The organism is Celeribacter sp. ULVN23_4 (assembly GCF_054788345.1).
The window spans coordinates 145,293-164,190 of the sequence record NZ_JBTVYO010000002.1 but is presented as its reverse complement, the minus strand read 5'-3'; the positions used below and the strand labels follow the sequence as shown (position 1 = coordinate 164,190).

At 61.9% G+C, this 18,898-nt stretch carries 22 protein-coding genes; 6 read left to right on the top strand and 16 right to left on the bottom strand.

Annotated elements, in window-relative coordinates; all coding sequences use genetic code 11:
- Positions 1–12: 12 nt before the first annotated feature.
- From ACYBHZ_RS06135 to ACYBHZ_RS06095, 9 genes are all read right to left on the bottom strand, one after another.
- Positions 13–423, bottom strand: coding sequence for a DUF3168 domain-containing protein (locus tag ACYBHZ_RS06135; protein ID WP_460273364.1), 411 nt, complete (start codon positions 421–423; stop codon positions 13–15).
- The gene (locus tag ACYBHZ_RS06130; protein ID WP_460273363.1) at positions 420–758 is read right to left on the bottom strand and encodes a head-tail adaptor protein; all 339 of its coding nucleotides are present in this window, start codon (positions 756–758) and stop codon (positions 420–422) included. Before ACYBHZ_RS06130 ends, ACYBHZ_RS06135 begins: the two co-directional genes overlap by 4 nt.
- A complete protein-coding gene (locus tag ACYBHZ_RS06125; protein ID WP_460273362.1) occupies positions 758–1,354 on the bottom strand; it encodes a head-tail connector protein in 597 nt (198 codons plus the stop codon). The genes ACYBHZ_RS06130 and ACYBHZ_RS06125 overlap by 1 nt, the downstream gene beginning before the upstream one ends.
- A 152-nt stretch (positions 1,355–1,506) precedes the next feature.
- A complete protein-coding gene (locus ACYBHZ_RS06120; protein ID WP_460273361.1) occupies positions 1,507–2,697 on the bottom strand; it encodes a phage major capsid protein in 1,191 nt (396 codons plus the stop codon).
- Positions 2,694–3,329, bottom strand: coding sequence for an HK97 family phage prohead protease (locus tag ACYBHZ_RS06115; protein WP_460273360.1), 636 nt, complete (start codon positions 3,327–3,329; stop codon positions 2,694–2,696). Before ACYBHZ_RS06115 ends, ACYBHZ_RS06120 begins: the two co-directional genes overlap by 4 nt.
- A gap of 1 nt (position 3,330) precedes the next feature.
- Positions 3,331–4,587 (bottom strand): phage portal protein, encoded by a 1,257-nt coding sequence (locus ACYBHZ_RS06110; RefSeq protein WP_460273885.1) that lies wholly within the window; start codon positions 4,585–4,587, stop codon positions 3,331–3,333.
- A 224-nt stretch (positions 4,588–4,811) separates the two neighbouring features.
- Positions 4,812–5,351, bottom strand: a complete 540-nt coding sequence (locus ACYBHZ_RS06105; RefSeq protein ID WP_460273359.1) for a DinB family protein — start codon at positions 5,349–5,351, stop codon at positions 4,812–4,814.
- Positions 5,352–5,432: 81 nt separating this feature from the next.
- Positions 5,433–6,770: a DNA-packaging protein gene (locus tag ACYBHZ_RS06100; RefSeq protein ID WP_460273884.1), complete on the bottom strand. Its 1,338-nt coding sequence runs from the start codon at positions 6,768–6,770 to the stop codon at positions 5,433–5,435.
- The gene (locus ACYBHZ_RS06095; protein WP_460273358.1) at positions 6,718–7,044 is read right to left on the bottom strand and encodes a hypothetical protein; all 327 of its coding nucleotides are present in this window, start codon (positions 7,042–7,044) and stop codon (positions 6,718–6,720) included. The genes ACYBHZ_RS06100 and ACYBHZ_RS06095 overlap by 53 nt, the downstream gene beginning before the upstream one ends.
- Positions 7,045–7,311: 267 nt before the next feature.
- On the opposite strand from ACYBHZ_RS06095, the gene ACYBHZ_RS06090 reads away from it, so the two are divergent.
- Positions 7,312–8,085: an ion transporter gene (locus tag ACYBHZ_RS06090; protein WP_460273356.1), complete on the top strand. Its 774-nt coding sequence runs from the start codon at positions 7,312–7,314 to the stop codon at positions 8,083–8,085.
- 59 nt (positions 8,086–8,144) lie between these two features.
- On the opposite strand, the gene ACYBHZ_RS06085 is transcribed toward ACYBHZ_RS06090, so the two are convergent.
- The 3 genes from ACYBHZ_RS06085 to fabF form a co-directional block, all read right to left on the bottom strand.
- Positions 8,145–9,335, bottom strand: a complete 1,191-nt coding sequence (locus ACYBHZ_RS06085; protein ID WP_460273355.1) for an APC family permease — start codon at positions 9,333–9,335, stop codon at positions 8,145–8,147.
- 91 nt (positions 9,336–9,426) lie between these two features.
- A complete protein-coding gene (mltG, locus tag ACYBHZ_RS06080; RefSeq protein WP_460273354.1) occupies positions 9,427–10,602 on the bottom strand; it encodes an endolytic transglycosylase MltG in 1,176 nt (391 codons plus the stop codon).
- A 1-nt stretch (position 10,603) separates the two neighbouring features.
- A complete protein-coding gene (fabF, locus tag ACYBHZ_RS06075; RefSeq protein WP_460273352.1) occupies positions 10,604–11,866 on the bottom strand; it encodes a beta-ketoacyl-ACP synthase II in 1,263 nt (420 codons plus the stop codon).
- Positions 11,867–12,002: 136 nt separating this feature from the next.
- Here fabF and ACYBHZ_RS06070 point away from each other — a divergent pair, with 136 nt between their 5' ends.
- Complete coding sequence (locus ACYBHZ_RS06070; protein ID WP_460273351.1) at positions 12,003–13,202, top strand: PilZ domain-containing protein; 1,200 nt, start codon at positions 12,003–12,005, stop codon at positions 13,200–13,202.
- 103 nt (positions 13,203–13,305) lie between these two features.
- Here ACYBHZ_RS06070 and ACYBHZ_RS06065 read toward each other — a convergent pair whose 3' ends face one another.
- The 4 genes from ACYBHZ_RS06065 to ACYBHZ_RS06050 form a co-directional block, all read right to left on the bottom strand.
- Positions 13,306–13,539, bottom strand: a complete 234-nt coding sequence (locus tag ACYBHZ_RS06065; RefSeq protein ID WP_009571390.1) for an acyl carrier protein — start codon at positions 13,537–13,539, stop codon at positions 13,306–13,308.
- 216 nt (positions 13,540–13,755) lie between these two features.
- Positions 13,756–14,493: a 3-oxoacyl-[acyl-carrier-protein] reductase gene (gene fabG, locus ACYBHZ_RS06060; RefSeq protein WP_460273350.1), complete on the bottom strand. Its 738-nt coding sequence runs from the start codon at positions 14,491–14,493 to the stop codon at positions 13,756–13,758.
- Positions 14,494–14,729: 236 nt separating this feature from the next.
- A complete protein-coding gene (gene fabD, locus ACYBHZ_RS06055) occupies positions 14,730–15,659 on the bottom strand; it encodes an ACP S-malonyltransferase (RefSeq protein WP_460273349.1) in 930 nt (309 codons plus the stop codon).
- A 136-nt stretch (positions 15,660–15,795) separates the two neighbouring features.
- On the bottom strand, positions 15,796–16,506 hold the full coding sequence (locus ACYBHZ_RS06050; protein ID WP_460273348.1) for a hypothetical protein: 711 nt from the start codon (positions 16,504–16,506) through the stop codon (positions 15,796–15,798).
- Between the two features lie 342 nt (positions 16,507–16,848).
- On the opposite strand from ACYBHZ_RS06050, the gene rpsF reads away from it, so the two are divergent.
- From rpsF to ACYBHZ_RS06030, 4 genes are all read left to right on the top strand, one after another.
- Positions 16,849–17,205, top strand: coding sequence for a 30S ribosomal protein S6 (rpsF, locus tag ACYBHZ_RS06045; RefSeq protein WP_460273347.1), 357 nt, complete (start codon positions 16,849–16,851; stop codon positions 17,203–17,205).
- A gap of 23 nt (positions 17,206–17,228) precedes the next feature.
- A complete protein-coding gene (gene rpsR / locus ACYBHZ_RS06040) occupies positions 17,229–17,456 on the top strand; it encodes a 30S ribosomal protein S18 (protein ID WP_005852865.1) in 228 nt (75 codons plus the stop codon).
- A 12-nt stretch (positions 17,457–17,468) separates the two neighbouring features.
- Positions 17,469–18,080 (top strand): 50S ribosomal protein L9, encoded by a 612-nt coding sequence (gene rplI / locus ACYBHZ_RS06035; RefSeq protein ID WP_460273346.1) that lies wholly within the window; start codon positions 17,469–17,471, stop codon positions 18,078–18,080.
- A 174-nt stretch (positions 18,081–18,254) separates the two neighbouring features.
- Positions 18,255–18,725, top strand: a complete 471-nt coding sequence (locus ACYBHZ_RS06030; protein ID WP_460273344.1) for a lytic transglycosylase domain-containing protein — start codon at positions 18,255–18,257, stop codon at positions 18,723–18,725.
- Positions 18,726–18,898: the final 173 nt, after the last annotated feature.

Here is an 18,898-nt window from a genome sequence, read left to right as displayed (position 1 = left end):
CGTCTTGGAAAATCAGTTGTCTTCGACGCGTGCGCGGAATTTCAGGTCGATCCGGCGCACATCGCTGTCCTGCACGCGCCGGGCCTTTGCCGACAGGAACCACAGCCCGACAAGCCTGCCCCGCGTGAGCGTAAGATCGGCATCTGTGAGCACGTCGGAAATGCTTGCCGCCACCTGCTTCGCGGTGAGAAACCCCGCGCTGTCGGACACCACCGACACGGTGAACTCATGCCGCGCGCCATGTCCGCTTTTGTCGGAGGCGTCGGTGACATCCTCCGGCCCGAGGCTCACGTAGAGCGACGGCACCGTGCCCGAAGGGGCGGCGTCATAGATCGCAGACCCGACAAGCCCGGTGAGTGTCGTGTCATTCACAAGCGCCTGATAGACCGCCGTCTGAAGCGCCGCAGAAACTCCGTAGCTCATGACGCCACCTCTTCGCGTGCGTTACAGATCAGGTAATGGCCCTGCGCATCCATCTCGGTCACGGCGAGGATGCGAAACACCCGCCCGCCTTCGACAAAGCGTTGATCCGGTTTCGGACGACGCTGCGATCCGACCGGCGCGCCGCGCACGATGATCTTCATCGGCACGCGGGAGATGGTGAGGAAATCTTCAGAAGTCTCCGAACCTGTGCCGGGTTTGATCGACGCCCAGAGCGCGCCAAGCTGCACCCATGTTTCGACATAGCCGCCCGCCCCGTCAGAGACCCGTTCCGCCTCTTCCAGCACCAGCTTGCGATTGAGATGCACCACCGCCATCAGCCCCGCCCTCCGAACAGCCGCAGGTTGCGGTAACGCTCCAAAAGCGTGCTGACGCCAAACGGCATCGTCGCCTCGCCCACCGCAGTTTCATGACGATGCTCGTAGTAATGCGCGGCCAGCAGAAACACCGCCTGCGCCAGATCGGCGGGCAGATCGTCCCATGTGTCGGCATAGCCCGCCGTGAACGCGATCTTCGCCTGACCCGCCACCGGAATCTGCGGCAGGATGAAGCCGGTCGAGACCACCCGCGGCCGGTGCATGTCCTGCTCCAGCATATATTTCGCGCTGTCCACCGTGGTCTCGGTTCCGAGCCGATCCACGATGACAAAACTTGCCACCGCCGTGACCGGAGCCACCGGCAGAACCTGCGCACTCAGGTCACGCCATGCGGTGAGCGTGTACAGAAAATCGCGGGAGATTAGCACCTTGCCCGTGCGCGCTTCGACCGCCGCCATGGCCGCCCTGAGAAACCTCTCCAGAACCGTGTCCTGAACCCCGTCGTCGTCAAACCCGGTGCCCAGTCTCATATGGTCCCTGAATTCAGCGACCGGCAGCGCCGCTGTCGCCACCTGGGTCTGCTCCATCAATATCATGGTACATCTCCGTATCCGGGCCCCCTGTTTTGCGAATTCGGATGCGCGGTCCCCCGTGTCGCTCGGACGGAGGGGGATCTGCTAGACAACACGGGAGTTCAGGACCGCGCATCCGCCGCCCCGGTCCGAAGACCGGAGCCCGTCGTTCAGATTCAGGCGGTGCCGAATTTCAGCAGCTTGATCGCCGCGAAATCGGACACATCGCCGCCGACACGCTTGGTCGCGTAGAACAGCACATGCGGTTTCGCAGAGAAGGGATCGCGCAGGATGCGCACATCCGGGCGCTCGGCCACGGTATAGCCCGCGTTGAAGTCGCCGAAGGCAATGGCGGCGGCATCAGAGGCGATGTCCGGCATGTCCTCGGCGATCAGCACCGGGTAGCCCATGAGCCGCGCGGGTTCGCCAGCGGCAAGGCTGTCGGACCAGAGGAAACGGCCATCGGCATCCTTGAGCTTGCGCACTTGGCCAGCCGTTTTGGAGTTCATCACAAAGGTGCCATTGGCGCGGTACTGTGCGCCGAGCGCGTAGACCAGTTCAACAATCGCATCCGCCGGGTTGGTCGCGTCAAACGCGCCATCCGTGCCGGTGAACACATAACCCAGAGCGCCCCAGGCCCAGCTGTCATTGTCCACCTGCGTGTGGTTCAAAAACCCGGTCGGCTTGTCCACACCGTCGCCGTTGATGAAGGCCGAGGCCTCGGACGAGGCGAATTTGTCTGCGATGCGGGCGGCGAGCCAGCCCTCGATGTCGAAAGCGCTGTCATCCAGAAGACGCTGGGAGGCTTTCGGCAGGGCCGAGAGCTCATAGAGCGGGATGGAGATGCGGTCGATGGTCGGCGTGTCGGTTTCCGAGAGCGTCCCCGCCTCGGTGACCCAGCCGGAGCCAAGGTCGGTGGTGTCGATCAGCACGTCGTAAGAGGTCGCCTCGACATTCACCACATTGGCGATGGAGCGGATCGAGGCGGTGGATTTCAGCACCGATTTGATCACGTCGGAGGTCTGCGGATCGACGAGGTAACCGCCGTCGCCATTCACGGCGGTGGACATGGATTTGCCCTCAAGCGCGAGACCGCGCAGCGCGTCGTCATCGCCGTTGCGGACATAACCGACAAAGGCGGTTTTGTGGGACAGATCCACCTCTTGCGAGGCGGACAGGACCGGACGCATCGCCGGGGTTCCAAAGGTATGGGATTTACGATCAAGCATGGTCAGTCGCTCTTCCTGCTTTTGAAGTTTCGATTTGATTTCGGTTTGAAAGTCTTTGAGATCATTCATGAAACCGGCCAGCGCGGCCTTCACCTCTCGGGCCGGTTCCGTCCCGGCCGTCATCTCGTTTTTGCTCATCCAAACAGTCCTTCGTTTGATGTCGGTTTGCGGGTGACTGCGCTGGCCTCAGTCATCGTGTCACGTCCGGCCAGCAGCTTGCGGGCGCCGTTCAAAGCCTCCGCGAGATCGCGCAGCATCTGCTCCGTCATCAGGGCACCATCACCCTTCTGCTCGGCACTCAGCCGCGCTTCCGGCAGCATCGGGAAGGTCACGAGAGAGACCTCCCAAAGCTCCAGTTCCGACAAAAGGCGTGCGCCTTTCTGATCCTTCTGGGCGCGCAGCGTCCGGTAGCCGATCGACAACCCGTCAATCGCCCCGGCCTCGATCAGCGCCACCGCCTCGCGGCCCTTTTGCAACTCGGTCAGAAGACGGCCTTTGACATAGAGCCCGCGCGCGTCTTCGCGCACCTCGTCCCAGATGCCGATGGGCTGCGCCGGATCGTGCTGCCAGAGCATCTTGACCGTGCGGCCTTTGGCTTTGAGGCTCGCGAGAGATTTGGCATAAGCGCCCTGCATGACGATGTCTCCGCCGCTGTCGCGATGATTAAAGAGTGATGCGTAACCCTCTATCTTTACGCCATTTTCGATGGACACACCTTCACCGAGACGGGCGAATTTATGCTCTAGGCCGCTGTAGAATTGGCTCTGCATGTCAGTGCTCCTCCTCGGCGGCGTCATCGCCTGCGGGCGGCACGTCCTGTTCGTCTTCTGGTGCCTCCTCAGCCTCAGAATCCGGCTCCGGCGTCAGAGGCGGCAGGCCCAGCATGGCGCGCTTTTCATCCGTAGAGAGAAAGTCCGCCCCGGCGATCCGCGACCACTGCGCATCCCGCTCAGAGGATAAGGCAGGCACCTGATCGAGATCGGGTTTCAGCTCCACCGCCTCGCCCGTCATCTCGGACAGCCAATGACCGATTGCGGCGGTCACTTTTTGCACCAAGGGCAGAACGGTCAGACGGTAAAACGCCCGGTTCGCCTCCTGATAATTGGCGTAGGTCATGTCGCCGGGAATGCCCAAAAGCATCGGCGGCACACCGAAGGCCAAGGCGATCTCGCGCCCGGCGGCCTCTTTGGTTTTCTGGAACTCCATATCAGACGGGCTGAAGCCCATGGGCTTCCAATCCAGCCCGCCTTCCAAGAGCATCGGGCGGCCAGCATTGCGCGCGCCTTGGTGGTGGTTTTCCATCTCGGACAGGAGCCGATCATACTGATCCGCGCTCATCGCCGCAGAACCGTCCGCGCCCTTGTAGACAATCGCGCCAGACGGCCGCGCGGCATTGTCGAGCAGGGATTTCGACCAGCGCGAGGCGGCATTATGCACGTCAATCGCGGTGGCTGCGGCTTGGATCGGCGAGAGGCCGTAGTGATCGTCAGACGGGTGAAACGCCTTGATGTGGCAGATCGGGGAATGGCCCTCGACAACGTCAAAACGGTGTTTGCGCCCGCCGACGGAATAGTCATAGGCCACCGGCCAGCCATCCGCGCCGGGCACCAAGGCCATGCGATCAGAGCGCAACACATGCAGTTCGGAAGGCACCTGCCCCCAGTCGCCGACGGCCTCCAGATAGCCGTTGCCGGACAGGAGGAAATGGGCATAGAGCGCCTCGAAAAGCTCGGCACGGCCCTGCGCCGGGTTCGGGCGGGTGATGACGTTGAGCAGCGGATGCGCCTCGAACCGCTCAGTCCGGTTTTGCAGCACCAAAGGCAGGGCGGCGGCGGCTTCTGCGATCAGTTTGACGGCGCGAAAGCCCACCGGATTTCCCGCGAAACCGACGCGGGTCAAGGTCACGGTGTCACGCGAGGACCATGCCACACGGCCCGCACCGGAGACCGCCGCTACGACCGGGCCGGTGGCCGAGGCTTTCACCTCCGGCATCGCCTCTGCGCCTCGTTTCAGAAAATCAAACATGATTGCCCTCTCCTCATCTTCCGGTCCAGTTTCTCGACAGCAGACACAGCCGCGCCATCGGTGGAATGAGTTCTAAAGGAGAGGTGGAAAGAAGGTCTGAGCAGAGCGTGCGCTGGGGGCAGCGCCGCGCAACAGCGCTTTCAGGCGCTTGATTTCAAAGAAAAACCCCACCGAACCGATGGGGCTTTGTTGCGCTCGAAGCTTGAAAACGGGCGAAAGCCCCGCCGTCAAAGGCTCAGATAGGGCTCAGGCATGAAGGGAATATCCGTGTCCGTCGGCCGCGCGCCCGCAGCCGTCAGCATGGCGTGGATTTGGCCACGGTGATGGGTCTGATGGTTGAACACCTGCATCACCAGAGCCGCCCTCGGCTTGGTGATGTCTCGTTGGGTCGCGCCGGAGTACCAACTCAGATCGCCCTCAAGCCATGCCGGATCGAGCGCTTTCGCCCAGGCGAGAATGTCGAGATCAAGTGAGGCGCGCGCCGTGCAATAGGCCTCCCAATCGTCGATCAGATCGGTGGAGGTCGGAATGCCGCCTTCGGGGGCGGTGAACGCGGGGGAGAACCGGCTGAACCAGATTTGGTCGGCCCAGAACAGATGCGAGAAGGTCTTGAGGATCGACCCGAAGAAGGCCCCGCGATCAGCGGCGCGTTCTGCATCAGACAGCGTGCTGGCGGCGGTCAGAAGGTTCTGGTTCTGCCAATGATTGTAACGCGCCATGGTGAGGGCGTACTCGGGCGTGATCGCTGCGGTCATGGGGACGGTCATCTGGGGGCGGCTCCTGTGTCGAGAGAGTTTCACGATGGGCCGCCCGCCGGGGTGCGTCAATCGCCCAGAAGCGCCCTGTCCCTACAATCCGCGCATACGGGGCTGTGCGGGGTTGGGCAGGATCATCAGCTCATGAATCGCCCAGACCAGCGCGTCGAGCCGGTCGGGAGAGCCCGGCGCCTGATAGCCTTGGGCGGTCATCTTGATCATCTGGTCTTCGAGCGCGCCCAAGCCCCGGCTGTGATAGACCCGGCCCTGATCGTAGAGCGCGGCGACAGGTTCGGCGCGGGCGGCTTTGCCGCGCGACGCGCGCACGGATTTATAGGGCACCAGAGGGTCGATCTGGCGCAGGACGCTTTCCACGAGATCGCCGCCTTGGTTGACCTCTGCGATGATTTTGTCGCCGTCCCAGCGCTCCAAAGCGCTGATCGCGGCCTGCGCCCAGACCGTGGGGGAAGAGGCCGAAACGGAGGCGTCCTCCAACACATAGGCGCGCCAGTCCTGCGGCGGGCCTTTGGTGAGCGCGCCGACAACGACGATGCCGCAGTCGTCCGACCCTTTGTGGCCCGTCACCGGCGGATCGACCGCGACGACGATGCGGTCAAACTCCGGGAGCCTGTCGGCGCGCATCTCTTCGAGACGGAAAAGCGACCAAAGCGCGCCCTCCTCTTCCTCGATCAACACGCCCTCAAGCTCCTGCCGCCCGAGACGGGTGCCGGCGTAACGCGCTTTGACCTCTTCGAGGAAAGAGGCGGCGAGATTGGCGGCATTGGCGGAGGTCGGGGCGTGGGTGACGACGGTGCTGTCGCGGCTCAGAAGGGATTTCAAAAGCGCGACACTGCGCGGCGTGGTCGTCACCACCGCGCGAGGATCATCGCCAAGGCGCAACCCGAATTGCAGCATGTCCCATGCCTCCTGCGGATTGCGCCATTTCGCCAGCTCATCGACCCATGCGGCATCGAATTGCGGGCCGCGCAGGGCTTCCGGGTCGCTGCCGGAAAACACGGTGGCTTCGGCCCCATTGGGCCAGACCAAAGTGCGGCGCGTCGCGCTCCATGTCGGGCGGCGGTCGCGGGGCGAACAGGCCAGAAGGCCGCTGTCGCCGAAGATCATCACTTCGCGGGCCTGATCATAGGTCTCGCCGATGAGGGCCACGCGTTTGGCGCGACCGGGTTGAGAGGCCCGCGCGCCTTCAACCATGGAGCGCACCCATTCGGCCCCGGCCCGCGTCTTGCCCGCGCCGCGCCCGCCCAGAATGACCCAAGTGCGCCATGCGCCGTCGGGCGGGAGATGATGATCCAAGGCCCAGGCCTCGAACAGGTAAGGGAGCGCCAGAAGCGCCCCCTCCCCAAGTGTGTCGAGAAACTCACTCTGAAGTTCTGGCGCCTCGGAGGCGAGCCAGCCGATCAAAGATCTCAGATCGCGCGTTGTCGAAGTCGATTTCTCCGGGAGCAAGCTCCCCGCGTTTGCGTCTTTCCTCATCGAGTTTCTGCCTTTCTGTCACAGCGGCCAGTTTCGCGCGCATCAGGTCGGCAAGCAGAGGTTTCACCTCTTTCCCGGCCTTCTCGCCCGTCAGGATCCGATCGATCACATCGTCCAGCGCCATAATCGCCCAAAGCAGGCTTTGCCGGACCGAATGCTCGATCTGATCCACCGTTTCGAACTCATCCCCCACAGATGAAGTCATGCTCATGTTCATCGCCTCTCATGCTTGATTGATCTCCGCACGAGAAACGCGGGGGGAAAGACCTGTCCCCTCGACAGGCCCGATGCGGCGCACCCCGCGCCGCATCACCCCGCGCTTTCCAGCAGGGTCCAGCCTGTCGCAGAAGTCGTAAAATTGGTTAAAGCCCGCGCACGGTGCAGTCTTGACGGGCGTTAACACTTGCATTTGGGCTGGCAAAGGCTTGTCAGAACGCCTTTTTTCCCGCATGTCTGATGGCCGAAAAGAGGAAAGATCATGGCCAGCGCGTTTCACGACAAGCTCAGCGAACTCTATGAGGGCAACAGCGACCGGGCGCATCTGTTTCGCTATATCTTGCTGGCCTTCGATATGACGACGATTGTCTTCGTCATCGTCACGTCCTTCTTCACCCACCCGCTCTGGGTCGAGATCACCGATCTGGTGGTCGGGTTCCTGATCCTCTTGGATTTCTCGGCGCGGGTCTATGTGGCGAAGAAAAAGCTGCGCTATCTGAGCCGGCCTTCGACGCTTGCCGATATTGCCGCGATGATCTCTTTTCTGGCGCCTCTGGCGGGCGAAGGGCTTGGGTTCCTGCGGATCCTTCGGACGCTGCGGCTTTTGCACACCTATCAGCTGATGAACCGGTTGCGTCAGGATTTCACCCTGTTCCGCAAACATGAAGAGGTGATCATCGCCGCGATCAACCTTTTGGTCTTCATCTTCGTGACCACGGGGATGATCTACGCGCTGGAGCACGGCCACAACCCGATGATCCGCAACTACGCAGATGCGCTGTATTTCACGGTCACCACGCTGACGACCACGGGGTTTGGCGACATCACCCTGCCGGGCACTTCCGGGCGGATGCTGTCCATCGGGGTGATGTTCTTTGGCGTGACGCTGTTCTTGCGTTTGGCTCAGGTGCTCTTTCGTCCCTCGAAAGTGCGCTATGAATGCGAGACCTGCGGGTTGATGCTGCATGACGCGGATGCCGTGCATTGCAAACATTGCGGCGCGGTGGTCCATATCGGGACCGAAGGGCTAAACTGAGCGCATGCCGAAACCTCCGGACGCCTCCGGCGGGAGTATTTCCGGCAGCAAAGGAAACGCTATTCCACAGCCGTGCCGAACAGGGTCACCAAGGCCGCGATCAGCGTGACAGCCGCGAAAAAGGCGACATGGGCGGCGGATTTCCCGTCGCGCCGGGCCAAGACCACGGCGATGGCCCCCTGCACCGTGTAATAGGCGGCGAAGGCTTTGGAGGCCCATGAGATGATCTGGAACACATCGAGCGCCCATGTGAGCACCAGCCCGAGCGCGACGAGAACGGCATAGCCCGCTTTCACAGGCACGCGGCCCTTGGTCAGTTCCTCGACCAGCCCGCCGGAGCCGGAGGTGTCCGCCACGGCGGCGGAAAATTGCGCCGCCAGCGCCGCGATCACCAGCATCGCGGGCAGGATCGGGGCGACATAGGCCATCATGTCGATGATCGCGGTTTCCGAGGTCTCGATCTGATCGGGCGCGAACACATAGGCCATGAGCACCACATAGACCATGTAGATCGCGGTCGAGACCCATTGCGCGAGCTTCATCGAGCGCACCCGTGTGGGCGCGTCGTATTCTTCGCCGAGATAGCGCGAGGTCTCGAAGCCCTGCACGGTCACGATCAGACCAAAGAGCAGCGTGAGCGCGGGCCAGCCGGTGAGGCTGGCGGGGGTGACGATGAGGCTCTGCGTCTCGGCTTTGCCCGCGAAGAACCATGCCAGACCGACAAGAAGCCCGCCGATGATGGCGAGTTTGAGACCGACGGAGACCTGCTCCATCCGCTCCAGCGCGGCAAAGCCACGGGTCCAGCCGACGATCAGGATCACGGCGAAGACCGCAGAGGTGACGATGCGCCCGGCCGTTTCGGAGCCCCACGGCGTCAGGCTCACGGCGAAGGCGCCGAGAAGGTTGAGGTAATAGGCCACGGAAATCACATAGGCGAAGGCCAGCGCCCATGAGGCAAGCCGCTCCATCTTTGCCGTCAAAGGCCCGTGTTTGGCCCGCGCCAGCGCCGCGATGTTGAAGCGCACGGCTGAGCCGATGGCATAGGCGAGAAGGCAGAGAAGCGCCATCGCCAGAGGGGTCCATGCGCCGTAGGCCTGCGCCAGAATGGGGCCGAGGACGAGAAAACCGGAGCCGATGATCGAGGCGAGCGGCGTGATCGTCGCCTTCCAAAGCTGCGCCCGCGCCAACCGCGGCCAGCTCAGGAGGCCGATCAGCAGCAACGTGGCAAAAAGGATGGCGAAGGTTTCCAAACCGGCACTCCAAAAACAGAAAAGGCGCGATGGTTGTCGCGCCCTTTCAAATAATTTTCAATGCCTTACTGAAGCCATCGCACGCCAGACTCTACTGGTTGGCGCGCTCAGCCTCGATCTTGCGCCACTTGGCGACATTGGCGTTATGCTCGGCCAATGTCTCGGCGAAAGCATGCCCACCGGTGCCATCGGCCACGAAGAACAGGTAAGGCGTCTCGTCCGGATCGACAGCGGCCTGCATGGCCTCCAGCCCCGGATTGGCGATCGGTCCGGGCGGCATGCCCGCGATCACATAGGTGTTGTACGGGCTGTTCGATTGCAGTTCCGACTGGCGCAGACCGCGCCCCAGAACGCCCATGCCGTTGGTCACGCCATAGATCACCGTCGGGTCCGTTTGCAGCTTCATCCCGCGTTTCAGGCGGTTCTCGAAAACGGAGGCAACCTGACGGCGCTCCTCGGCCACACCGGTCTCTTTCTCGATGATCGAGGCCATGGTGAGCATCTCTTCGGGTGTGTCGAACGGCAGACCATCCACGCGCGACGCCCAGACCGTGTCGATGCGATCTTGTTGCAGCGCTTCCATGCGGGCGATGAGATCGTCCACGTCGGAGCCGTCCCGCACTTCGTAGCTTTCGGGGGCGAGCATGCCCTCGGACGGCATTTCATCGGCTTCGACCGACCCGGAGAGGAAGTCCGCGCCTTTCAGGCTTTCCACCACGCGCCACACGGTCGTGCCTTCGGCCACGAGCACCCGGTAGCGGGTGTCGCTTTCGCCGCGCACTTTGGTGTATTCGGCGGGGATGGTGTCGCCCTCGTCCCCGGCCTCGCCCGGCTGGAATTCCGCCGTCTCGGCATAGGTGCCGGTGGTCGGGTCCAACTCGCGCACCTGCATCACCGCGCGGTTCACACCGATGCGGTAGACGACTTCGGTGCCGCAGGTCGACGCGCCGCCCTGGGTGATCAGATCGACGATCTGCTCCATGGAAGACTTTTCGTCCACGAGGAAGGACCCGGCTTTGAGCTGCGCGGCCTTGTCGGAATATTCCGCACCGATGCGGAAGATCGACGGGTTGGAGATCGCGCCCTGATCGGCCAGATTGTCAGAGACCCGGCGCATGGTCGAGCCCGAGGGCACCCGCAGGCAGATCGCCTGATCGAGCGGCCCCTCGGCCACGTATTCCCGTTTGCCCCAAGCAATCACAGCAGCAAGCGCGATGAGCAGAACGATGAACAGGGTCAGCGCATTCGAGGCGATGGATCGCCACATATCAGCCGTCCACCTTCTTCAGAACCAGCGAAGCGTTGGTGCCGCCGAAGCCGAAGGAGTTCGACAGGGCGACATCGATTTTACGCTCGCGCTTGGCGTTGGGCGCCAGATCGAGCTTCGGCTCGACGGCCGGGTTTTCAAGGTTGATCGTCGGCGGCGCGACCTGATCGCGGATCGCGAGCACGCAGAAGATCGCCTCAACCGCACCTGCGGCCCCGAGAAGGTGGCCGATGGAGGATTTCGTCGAGGACATGGTGGCTTTCGAGGCCGCATCGCCGAGCAGGCGCTCAACAGCGGCCAGTTCGATCGTGTCGGCCATGGTCGAGGTGCCATGCGCGTTGATATAGTCGATCTCCGAAGGCTCGATCCCGGCGCGGGCCAGAGCGGCCTGCATCGCGCGGTAGCCGCCGTCGCCATCGGAAGACGGCGCGGTGATGTGATAGGCGTCGCCGGACAGGCCATACCCCACGACTTCGGCGTAAATCTTCGCGCCGCGCGCCTTGGCGTGTTCGTATTCTTCGAGCACGACAACGCCAGCGCCCTCGCCCATCACGAAACCGTCGCGGTCGTCGTCATAGGGGCGCGAGGCGTGGGACGGGTCGTCCTTGCGTTTGGTGGAGAGCGCTTTACAGGCGTTGAAGCCCGCCATGCCCAGCTCGCAAATCGCCGCTTCCGCGCCGCCCGCGACCATCACGTCCGCATCGCCGAAGCCGATCAGACGGGAGGCGTCGCCAATGGCATGCGCCCCGGTGGAACAGGCGGTCACGACCGCGTGGTTCGGGCCTTTGAAACCGTAACGGATCGACACCTGACCGGAGATCAGGTTGATCAGCGAGCCCGGAATGAAGAAGGGGGAAATCCGGCGCGGGCCTTTTTCCTTGAGGATGATCGCCGCATCCGCAATCGAGGACAGGCCGCCAATGCCGGAGCCGATCATCACGCCGGTGCGCAGGCGTTCTTCTTCGTCCTCGGGCGTCCAGCCCGCATCGGTCAGCGCCTGATCTGCGGCGGCCATGCCGAAGAGAATGAAATCATCGACTTTCTTACGCTCTTTCGGCGCCATCCAGTCATCGGGGTTGAACGTGCCGTTCGTCCCGTCACCGAATTTCACCTCACAGGCGTAATCGGTCGCCAGATGGCTTGCATCGAACCGCTGGATCGTTCCGGCGGCGGACTCGCCGGCCAGAAGCCGCGTCCATGTCTCTTCCACACCGCAAGCCAGCGGCGAAACCATTCCAAGTCCTGTGACAACTACTCGGCGCATCCTTGCCCCCTCATTTTTCGTCTGCGTTCTCTTACACGGCTCCGTCCCGCGATGGAAGACCACGGACGGAGGGCAGCGCCAAATCGGCGGCCATTGGTAACCAGATATTTAGGCTTTTCCGTTTATCAATGACAAGATGTGTGTTCCAGACCGCGAAATCCAGCGACACAGGCGCGTCTCCGCCCGGCTGCGACGCGCTCTCGCGCCTGTCCGCTGGCTGCGTTTCCGTGTCGTGGCGGTGATCTTGGCGGTGATCTTGGTGGTGATCTCGACCCTGCTTGGCTTCGGCGGGTTGGGACCGGGTGTCGCCCTTGCCGCGCCGTCTTGTGGGCTGGAGAACTGGCTCACGGCCCTGAACCAAAGCGCCAATGGTTATATCTCTGCCCTCGGCACGGCCGACGAGCATGAAAGCGCGCGCCGGTTTCGCTCGGAAATGGAGCGCTACGGGCGCGATCAGCTTTTGCAACAAATCCGGGAGGCCGATCTCGGGACCAATGAGCAACCGCTTTTGGATTTCATCACCGCGCGCCGCTATCTTTTGAATCTTGAGCAAGACAACTGGGGTCAAATGGCGCAACGCTATGGCCAAGACCCGCGCTTTGGTGCGCAGGCGGATAGCCTGTCACGTTATCTCTCCGCCACGCCCTGCGACCCCGATGCGCCCGATCATCTCAACGCCCCGGACGCGGGCGACGGAGGGATGTTTCACCGCGTCGCCGAAGGAATTGAGGAAATCACCGAACTCGTGCAGGCGCTCGCCCAAACGGAGAGCGGGAAACCGCCGCCCATTGACCCGCAGAACTTTGACGAATTCCGCATGACGCCCCACGCGCCGCCCGACACTGCGCCCCCCAAAATCAAGCTGAACGCCTCCGGGAATGTCGCCTTCGTCCTTGGCATGTTCACCTTTATCACCGCCATCTCGGTCTGGCTCTGGATGCGCTACAGCATCGTGCAGCGCCGCGCCCTGCGCTACCCCTGCGCCCTGCCCGTGGTGATTTTCGACGGCATTCTGCCCGTGATCGGTGAAATTCTGGACCTGAGCCAAGTGGGTTGCAAAATCGAGAGCAGCCACGCCCTAGACATCCGCCAAAAGGTGCGCCTCACCTGCGGCCCGATGGACCGCAAAGCGCGGGTGATCTGGTGCAACAATCATTTCATCGGCCTGAAATTCGAACGAGCACTCAACGAGGCCGAGTTCAAAACCCTGCTTGGTCCCCATGCCGCTCAGGTCGCGGCGGAGCGCGCGGCGGCAGCAGAGATTGCGCCACTCGACGAGACCCCACAGGCAGCCCCAGAGGAGGCCCCCGCCCCGCCCCCCGATCTCGCGGCGTGACCCCGGCATGTGAGACAGGAGCTCGCAAAAGAAAAACGGTGCAGTCTTTCGACCGCACCGTTTCTAAAACCTTGCTCCAAAAGGAGCAGATCGACCTAATCGATCAGGAAGCTTCGGTGATGAACTTCACCGCGTCGCCGAAGGTCTGGATGGTCTCAGCAGCGTCGTCCGGGATTTCGATGCCGAACTCTTCTTCGAATGCCATGACCAGCTCGACGGTGTCGAGGCTGTCAGCGCCCAGATCGTCGATGAAGGACGCGGTTTCCGTCACTTTGTCTTCTTCAACGTCGAGATGCTCGACAACGATCTTTTTCACGCGATCTGCGATGTCGCTCATAGTCTTTCCTCACAATTTGGGGCCCGATGCCCACTTTCGCTCTGGCCCTCGGGCCACTCAAGTTACATGCCGCCAGTATCAGGGCTTTTCAACCCCATAGATACGACACACCCACGGTCGCTTAGGCAACCATGGCACAATCTGCGCTGCTCTTACCACAATCCTTCCCAGTGGCAAATGTTTTGTGACGCCACGTCGGGAAAGGAATTCAATGGCTCAGAGCATCGCCATTCCGCCGTTGACATGCAGCGTCGTGCCGGTGGTGTAGCCCGCCTCCGCAGAGGCCAGATAAAGCACCGCCGCCGCGATCTCTTCCGGGGTGCCCATGCGGGCTGCCGGGATCTGCGCGTTGATCTTGTCTTTCTGATCATCGGTAAGCTTGTCGGTCATCGCAGTCGCGATGAAACCGGGGGCCACGCAGTTCACGGTGATGCCGCGAGTCGCGACCTCATAGGCCAGAGATTTCGACATGCCGACCATACCGGCTTTGGAGGCCGCGTAGTTGCCCTGCCCCGGATTGCCGGTGGCGCCGACGATGGACGAGATATTCACGATCCGGCCCCAACGTGCCTTCATCATGCCGCGCAGCACGCCTTTGCACAGTTTCATCGTCGAGGTCAGGTTCACGTTCAGCACGCTCTCCCACTCGTCGTCGGACATGCGCATGAACAGGTTGTCGCGGGTGATCCCGGCGTTGTTCACCAGAATATCGACGGAGCCCATCACCTCGGCGGCCTGTTTCGGCAGCGCTTCGACGGCTTCCTTGTCGGACAGGTTGCAGGGCAGCACATGGGCGCGCTCGCCAAGCTCTGCGGCCAGTGCCTCAAGCGGCTCAACCCGCGTGCCGGACAGGGCCACCGTTGCGCCCGCCTCGTAAAGCGCCTTGGCGATTGCGCCGCCAATGCCGCCGGAGGCGCCGGTGATCAGTGCATTCTTGCCAGTCAGATCAAACATTCTCTACTCTCTCCCGAAGCGCTCGGCTTCTTTTGTCTCTCAATATCCCGGGGTGAGCCGCGCCGTTTTGGCGCGGTGAGGGGCAGCGCCCCTTCTTTTTCCCCGGAGGTTCAGGCCTCAAGCGTTTCGACTTTAACTTGATCTCTCACATAAAGTCGAAACGCCCGCTCCGCTTGGACGTTGCTCCGCGTTTCTGCTCAAACCCTGATTCAGGTTTAAGTAGAAACGCTTTCGTGTCAGGCTTTCAGTTTCGCGATGTCGTCCGGCGTGCCGATGGCGGTGCAGGCGATGGATTTCTCGATCCGCCGCACCATGCCCGACAGCGCCTTGCCCGCGCCGATTTCCCAGATCTCGGTCACGCCCTGCTCGGCCATATAGGCCACAGATTCGCGCCAGCGCACGGAGCCGATCACCTGTTCGACCAGAAGCGAACGGATCAGCGCCGGATCGGTCACGGCGCTCGCGCGCACATTGGCGATCAGCGGCACGGAGGGTTCCGAAATATCCACATCATCCAGCGCCTCGGCCATCACATCGGCGGCGGGGGCCATCAATGCGCAGTGGAACGGTGCAGACACCGGCAGAAGCACAGCGCGTTTCGCGCCTTTCTCCTTGGCGATCTCAACGGCGCGTTCAACGGCCTCTTTGTGACCGGAGACCACAACCTGCCCCGGATCGTTGTCATTGGCGGCCTGGCAGACCTGACCCTGCGCGGCCTCTTCGGCCACTTCTTTCACGGCGGCGAAATCGAGAGCCAAAAGCGCAGCCATCGCGCCAACGCCGACCGGCACGGCCGCCTGCATTGCCTGACCACGGGTGCGCAGAAGGCGCGCGGTGTCGGCGATGCTCAGAGCGCCAGCCGCAGCAAGCGCGGAATATTCGCCAAGGCTGTGACCGGCGACAAAAGCGGCGTCCGTCACGGCGAACCCTTCGGCCTCAAGCGCGCGCATCGCGGCCAGCGACGTGGCCATCAGCGCGGGCTGGGCGTTCTGCGTCAGCGTCAGGGTTTCAATGTCGCCGTCCCAGATCAGCGCGGAGAGTTTTTCTCCAAGCGCCTCGTCCACTTCGTCGAAAACGGCTTTTGCTTCCGGGTAGCTGTCGGCCAAGGCCTTGCCCATCCCGATTGTCTGGGCCCCTTGGCCCGGGAACACGAATGCGCGCGTCATGCCCGCCCTCCACATGTCAGTCTCTGTCGGACACGGGTCTAACGGTCCGACGCCCGCACGGCAAGGCGACAGATGGTTTCGCGCGGCAGGCAGGCCCGCCGAAACGAGCCTCAAGAGATGAAAAGTAAAGGAAGGCTTAGCGGAATGCGCGCGGCAGGGTACGGGTCGCGGGCTTTGCGGAGGAAGATTGCGCGCTCGGCATTTGGGCGGCGTGTTTGCGATTCTTGGGCTGCATCACCCGCTGCGGCCGCACTTGGGCGGCGCTTTTCGGGCGCAGATCCATATTCAGGTCAGCCCAAACCTCACGAAGAACTCCTTCCTCGCCCGTTAACAGGGGCAGAATATCCCCATCACGGCCATAGCGCAGATTCAAGGCACTCAAACCACGCGCCCCCGCAACCCGCCGCAAGAAGACAGAGCCGATCTCCTCGAAAGCCACGACGGTGATCAGACGGGTGTCGGATTTGCGATTGCGCCAAACCACACGCACCTGAAAGCGTTGCAGGTCGATCTGGACTTCGCGCGTGAGACCACGCTCTGCCAGATGTCCGAAGGCCAGACCGGCCAAGCCAAGCGAGATCGACAGCGCGGCCTTTATCCCAATCACGGACAGCGAGAAAGTTGCCCCCGGCAGAAGCCAGAGCCCGCCCATGGCCACGAAACAGAGGATGGCAAGCAGCCGGATCAGGCGCTCACATCTGGCCCGCAGGTGCTGCATTCCATCCAACCGCACCAAGCTATAGCCCCAGCCTTGGTCCTGCCGCGAAATCACACCTTTTTCATGCTGTGAGGCGTCAGGCTGATGTCCGGTCTGGAGCGCGCTATGTTGTCCGGAAGAATGGGGCATTCCCGTCTTTCCTCATTCTTATTATATCGTCCACTTGAAGTTGAGTAATCTTCGTTAATCTGGGCGGGATTGTGGCCTCCTGACGGAGATTTCAGGCCATCCGCATGAAAATGTAGCCGAACCCGAAACACTGAATTTCCACATGGTTTTGCATAGGTTAGCTCAGCGCGAAACAGGCTTGCTCCGGCGCCGCAATTCACCCTTGCGCCAAAGCTCAAGATGCGTATAAAGGCGCATCCTTTTCGCATGAACTTATGAACCGCGCAGTCTCTCGTGGTCGGGCCGCGAAAAAGGCCAAATGCCCGTCCTATGAAATGCGCTTGAACATGAACTGGAGTCACCATGCCGCTTTACGAGCATGTCTTCATTGCGCGTCAGGACCTTTCCAACGCGCAGGCCGAAGGTCTCATCGAACATTTTGGCACCGTCCTCGCCGACAACGGCGGTAAACTCGTCGAGCACGAGTACTGGGGCGTCAAAACGATGGCCTACAAGATCAACAAAAACCGTAAGGGCCACTACGCCTTCCTGCGCACCGACGCTCCGTCGGAAGCCGTTCAGGAAATGGAACGCCTGATGCGCCTGCATGACGACGTGATGCGCGTTCTGACCATCAAGGTCGACGAACACGCCGAAGGTCCGTCGGTTCAGATGCAGAAACGCGACGAGCGCGAAGAGCGCCGCGGTCGCCGTCACTGATCTTGAGAGAAAGGACCTAACCTATGGCCGCTAAACCGTTTTTCCGCCGCCGCAAAGTCTGCCCGTTCTCCGGCGACAATGCTCCCGCGATCGATTACAAAGACACCCGTCTTCTGCAGCGCTACATCTCTGAGCGCGGCAAAATCGTTCCGTCCCGTATCACCGCAGTCTCTGCGAAGAAACAGCGTGAGCTGGCTCGCGCCATCAAACGCGCCCGTTTCCTCGCCCTGCTGCCCTACGCTGTGAAGTAAGGAGTAGATCCAATGGAAGTTATCCTTCTCGAACGCGTGGCCAAACTTGGCCAAATGGGCGATGTGGTGTCCGTCAAAGACGGCTACGCTCGCAACTTCCTGCTGCCGCAGGAAAAAGCGCTGCGTGCGTCTGACGCCAACATCAAAGCTTTCGAAGCTCAGAAAGCTCAGCTCGAAGCCCGCAACCTCGAAACCAAAAAAGAAGCCGAAGCTCTGGCTGCGAAACTCGACGGCGAGAAATTCGTCGTGATTCGTTCCGCGTCCGACGCTGGCTCCCTCTACGGTTCCGTGACCCCGCGCGACGCGGCTGAAGCTGCAACCGCCGGTGGGTTCTCCGTCGATCGCAAACAGGTTGCCCTGAAAGCGCCGATCAAAGAACTGGGCCTGCACGAAGTGCACGTGATCCTGCACCCGGAAGTTGAAGCCACCATCGTTCTGAACGTCGCTCGTTCGACCGAAGAAGCTGAGCTTCAGTCCGAAGGCAAATCCATCCAGGAACTGGCTGCCGAAGCCGAAGCACAAGCCGAATTCGAAATCGCCGAACTGTTCGACGACATCGGCGGCGCGGCTTCCGACGACGACTCCGACCTGGTCGAAGTCGCCGAGGACAAAGAAGAAGAGTAATCTTCTTTTCTGCACCGACATTGGAAAGCCCCGCCCTCTCCGGCGGGGCTTTTTCTTTGGCCAGCTCCCACAAGCAGAGCATGAGCAAGCTTTTGCTCCCCACAGAACACCAGCCTTGGCACGCGCCGCAAAACATGGTCCATAAACTCAGTTCAATTTTTCAAGAGCTTGCCGATGACCGCCCTCGCCCGCCGGACGTTTCTATTGTCCGCCCTCGCCCTCGCCGCCTGTGGCAATAAGGCCGAAGTCTCCCGTGGCCGGGATTTCAACCCGCCGCTTTACCCGAACGAGACGCCGAAGCTGCGCGCCCAGATCAACAAATGGGCCGACTATTACGAGATCCCGCGCGAGTTGGTGCATCGTCAGGCCATCCGCGAAAGCACACACCGCCCGGAGGCGCGCAACGGGCCGTATTGGGGCCTCTTGCAAATCCTGCCGCAGACCGCCCGCACCATGGGGTTCAAGGGCGAGGCGAAAGACCTGCTCGATGCGGATGTGAATCTGAAATACGCGGGCAAATACCTGCGCGGCGCCTATCTCGTCTCCGGCGGCGATATCGACGGCGCGATGGGCTGGTACGCCCGCGGCTATTACTACGAGGCCAAGAAACAAGGCCTGCTTTATGAGACGGGGTTGAGAAGCTAAACGCTTCTTTTGTCCGGAAATATCCCGGGGGTGAGCGCAGCGAGGGGGCAGAGCCCCCTTTTTCTTTGCCTGATCTTTTCCCGCAGCCCGTCCCCACAAGACGCCTCAGAACATAAGAAAAGGCCGCCTCCTTACACGGAAGCGGCCTCCTGTCCCTCGCTCAAAGCGAGATG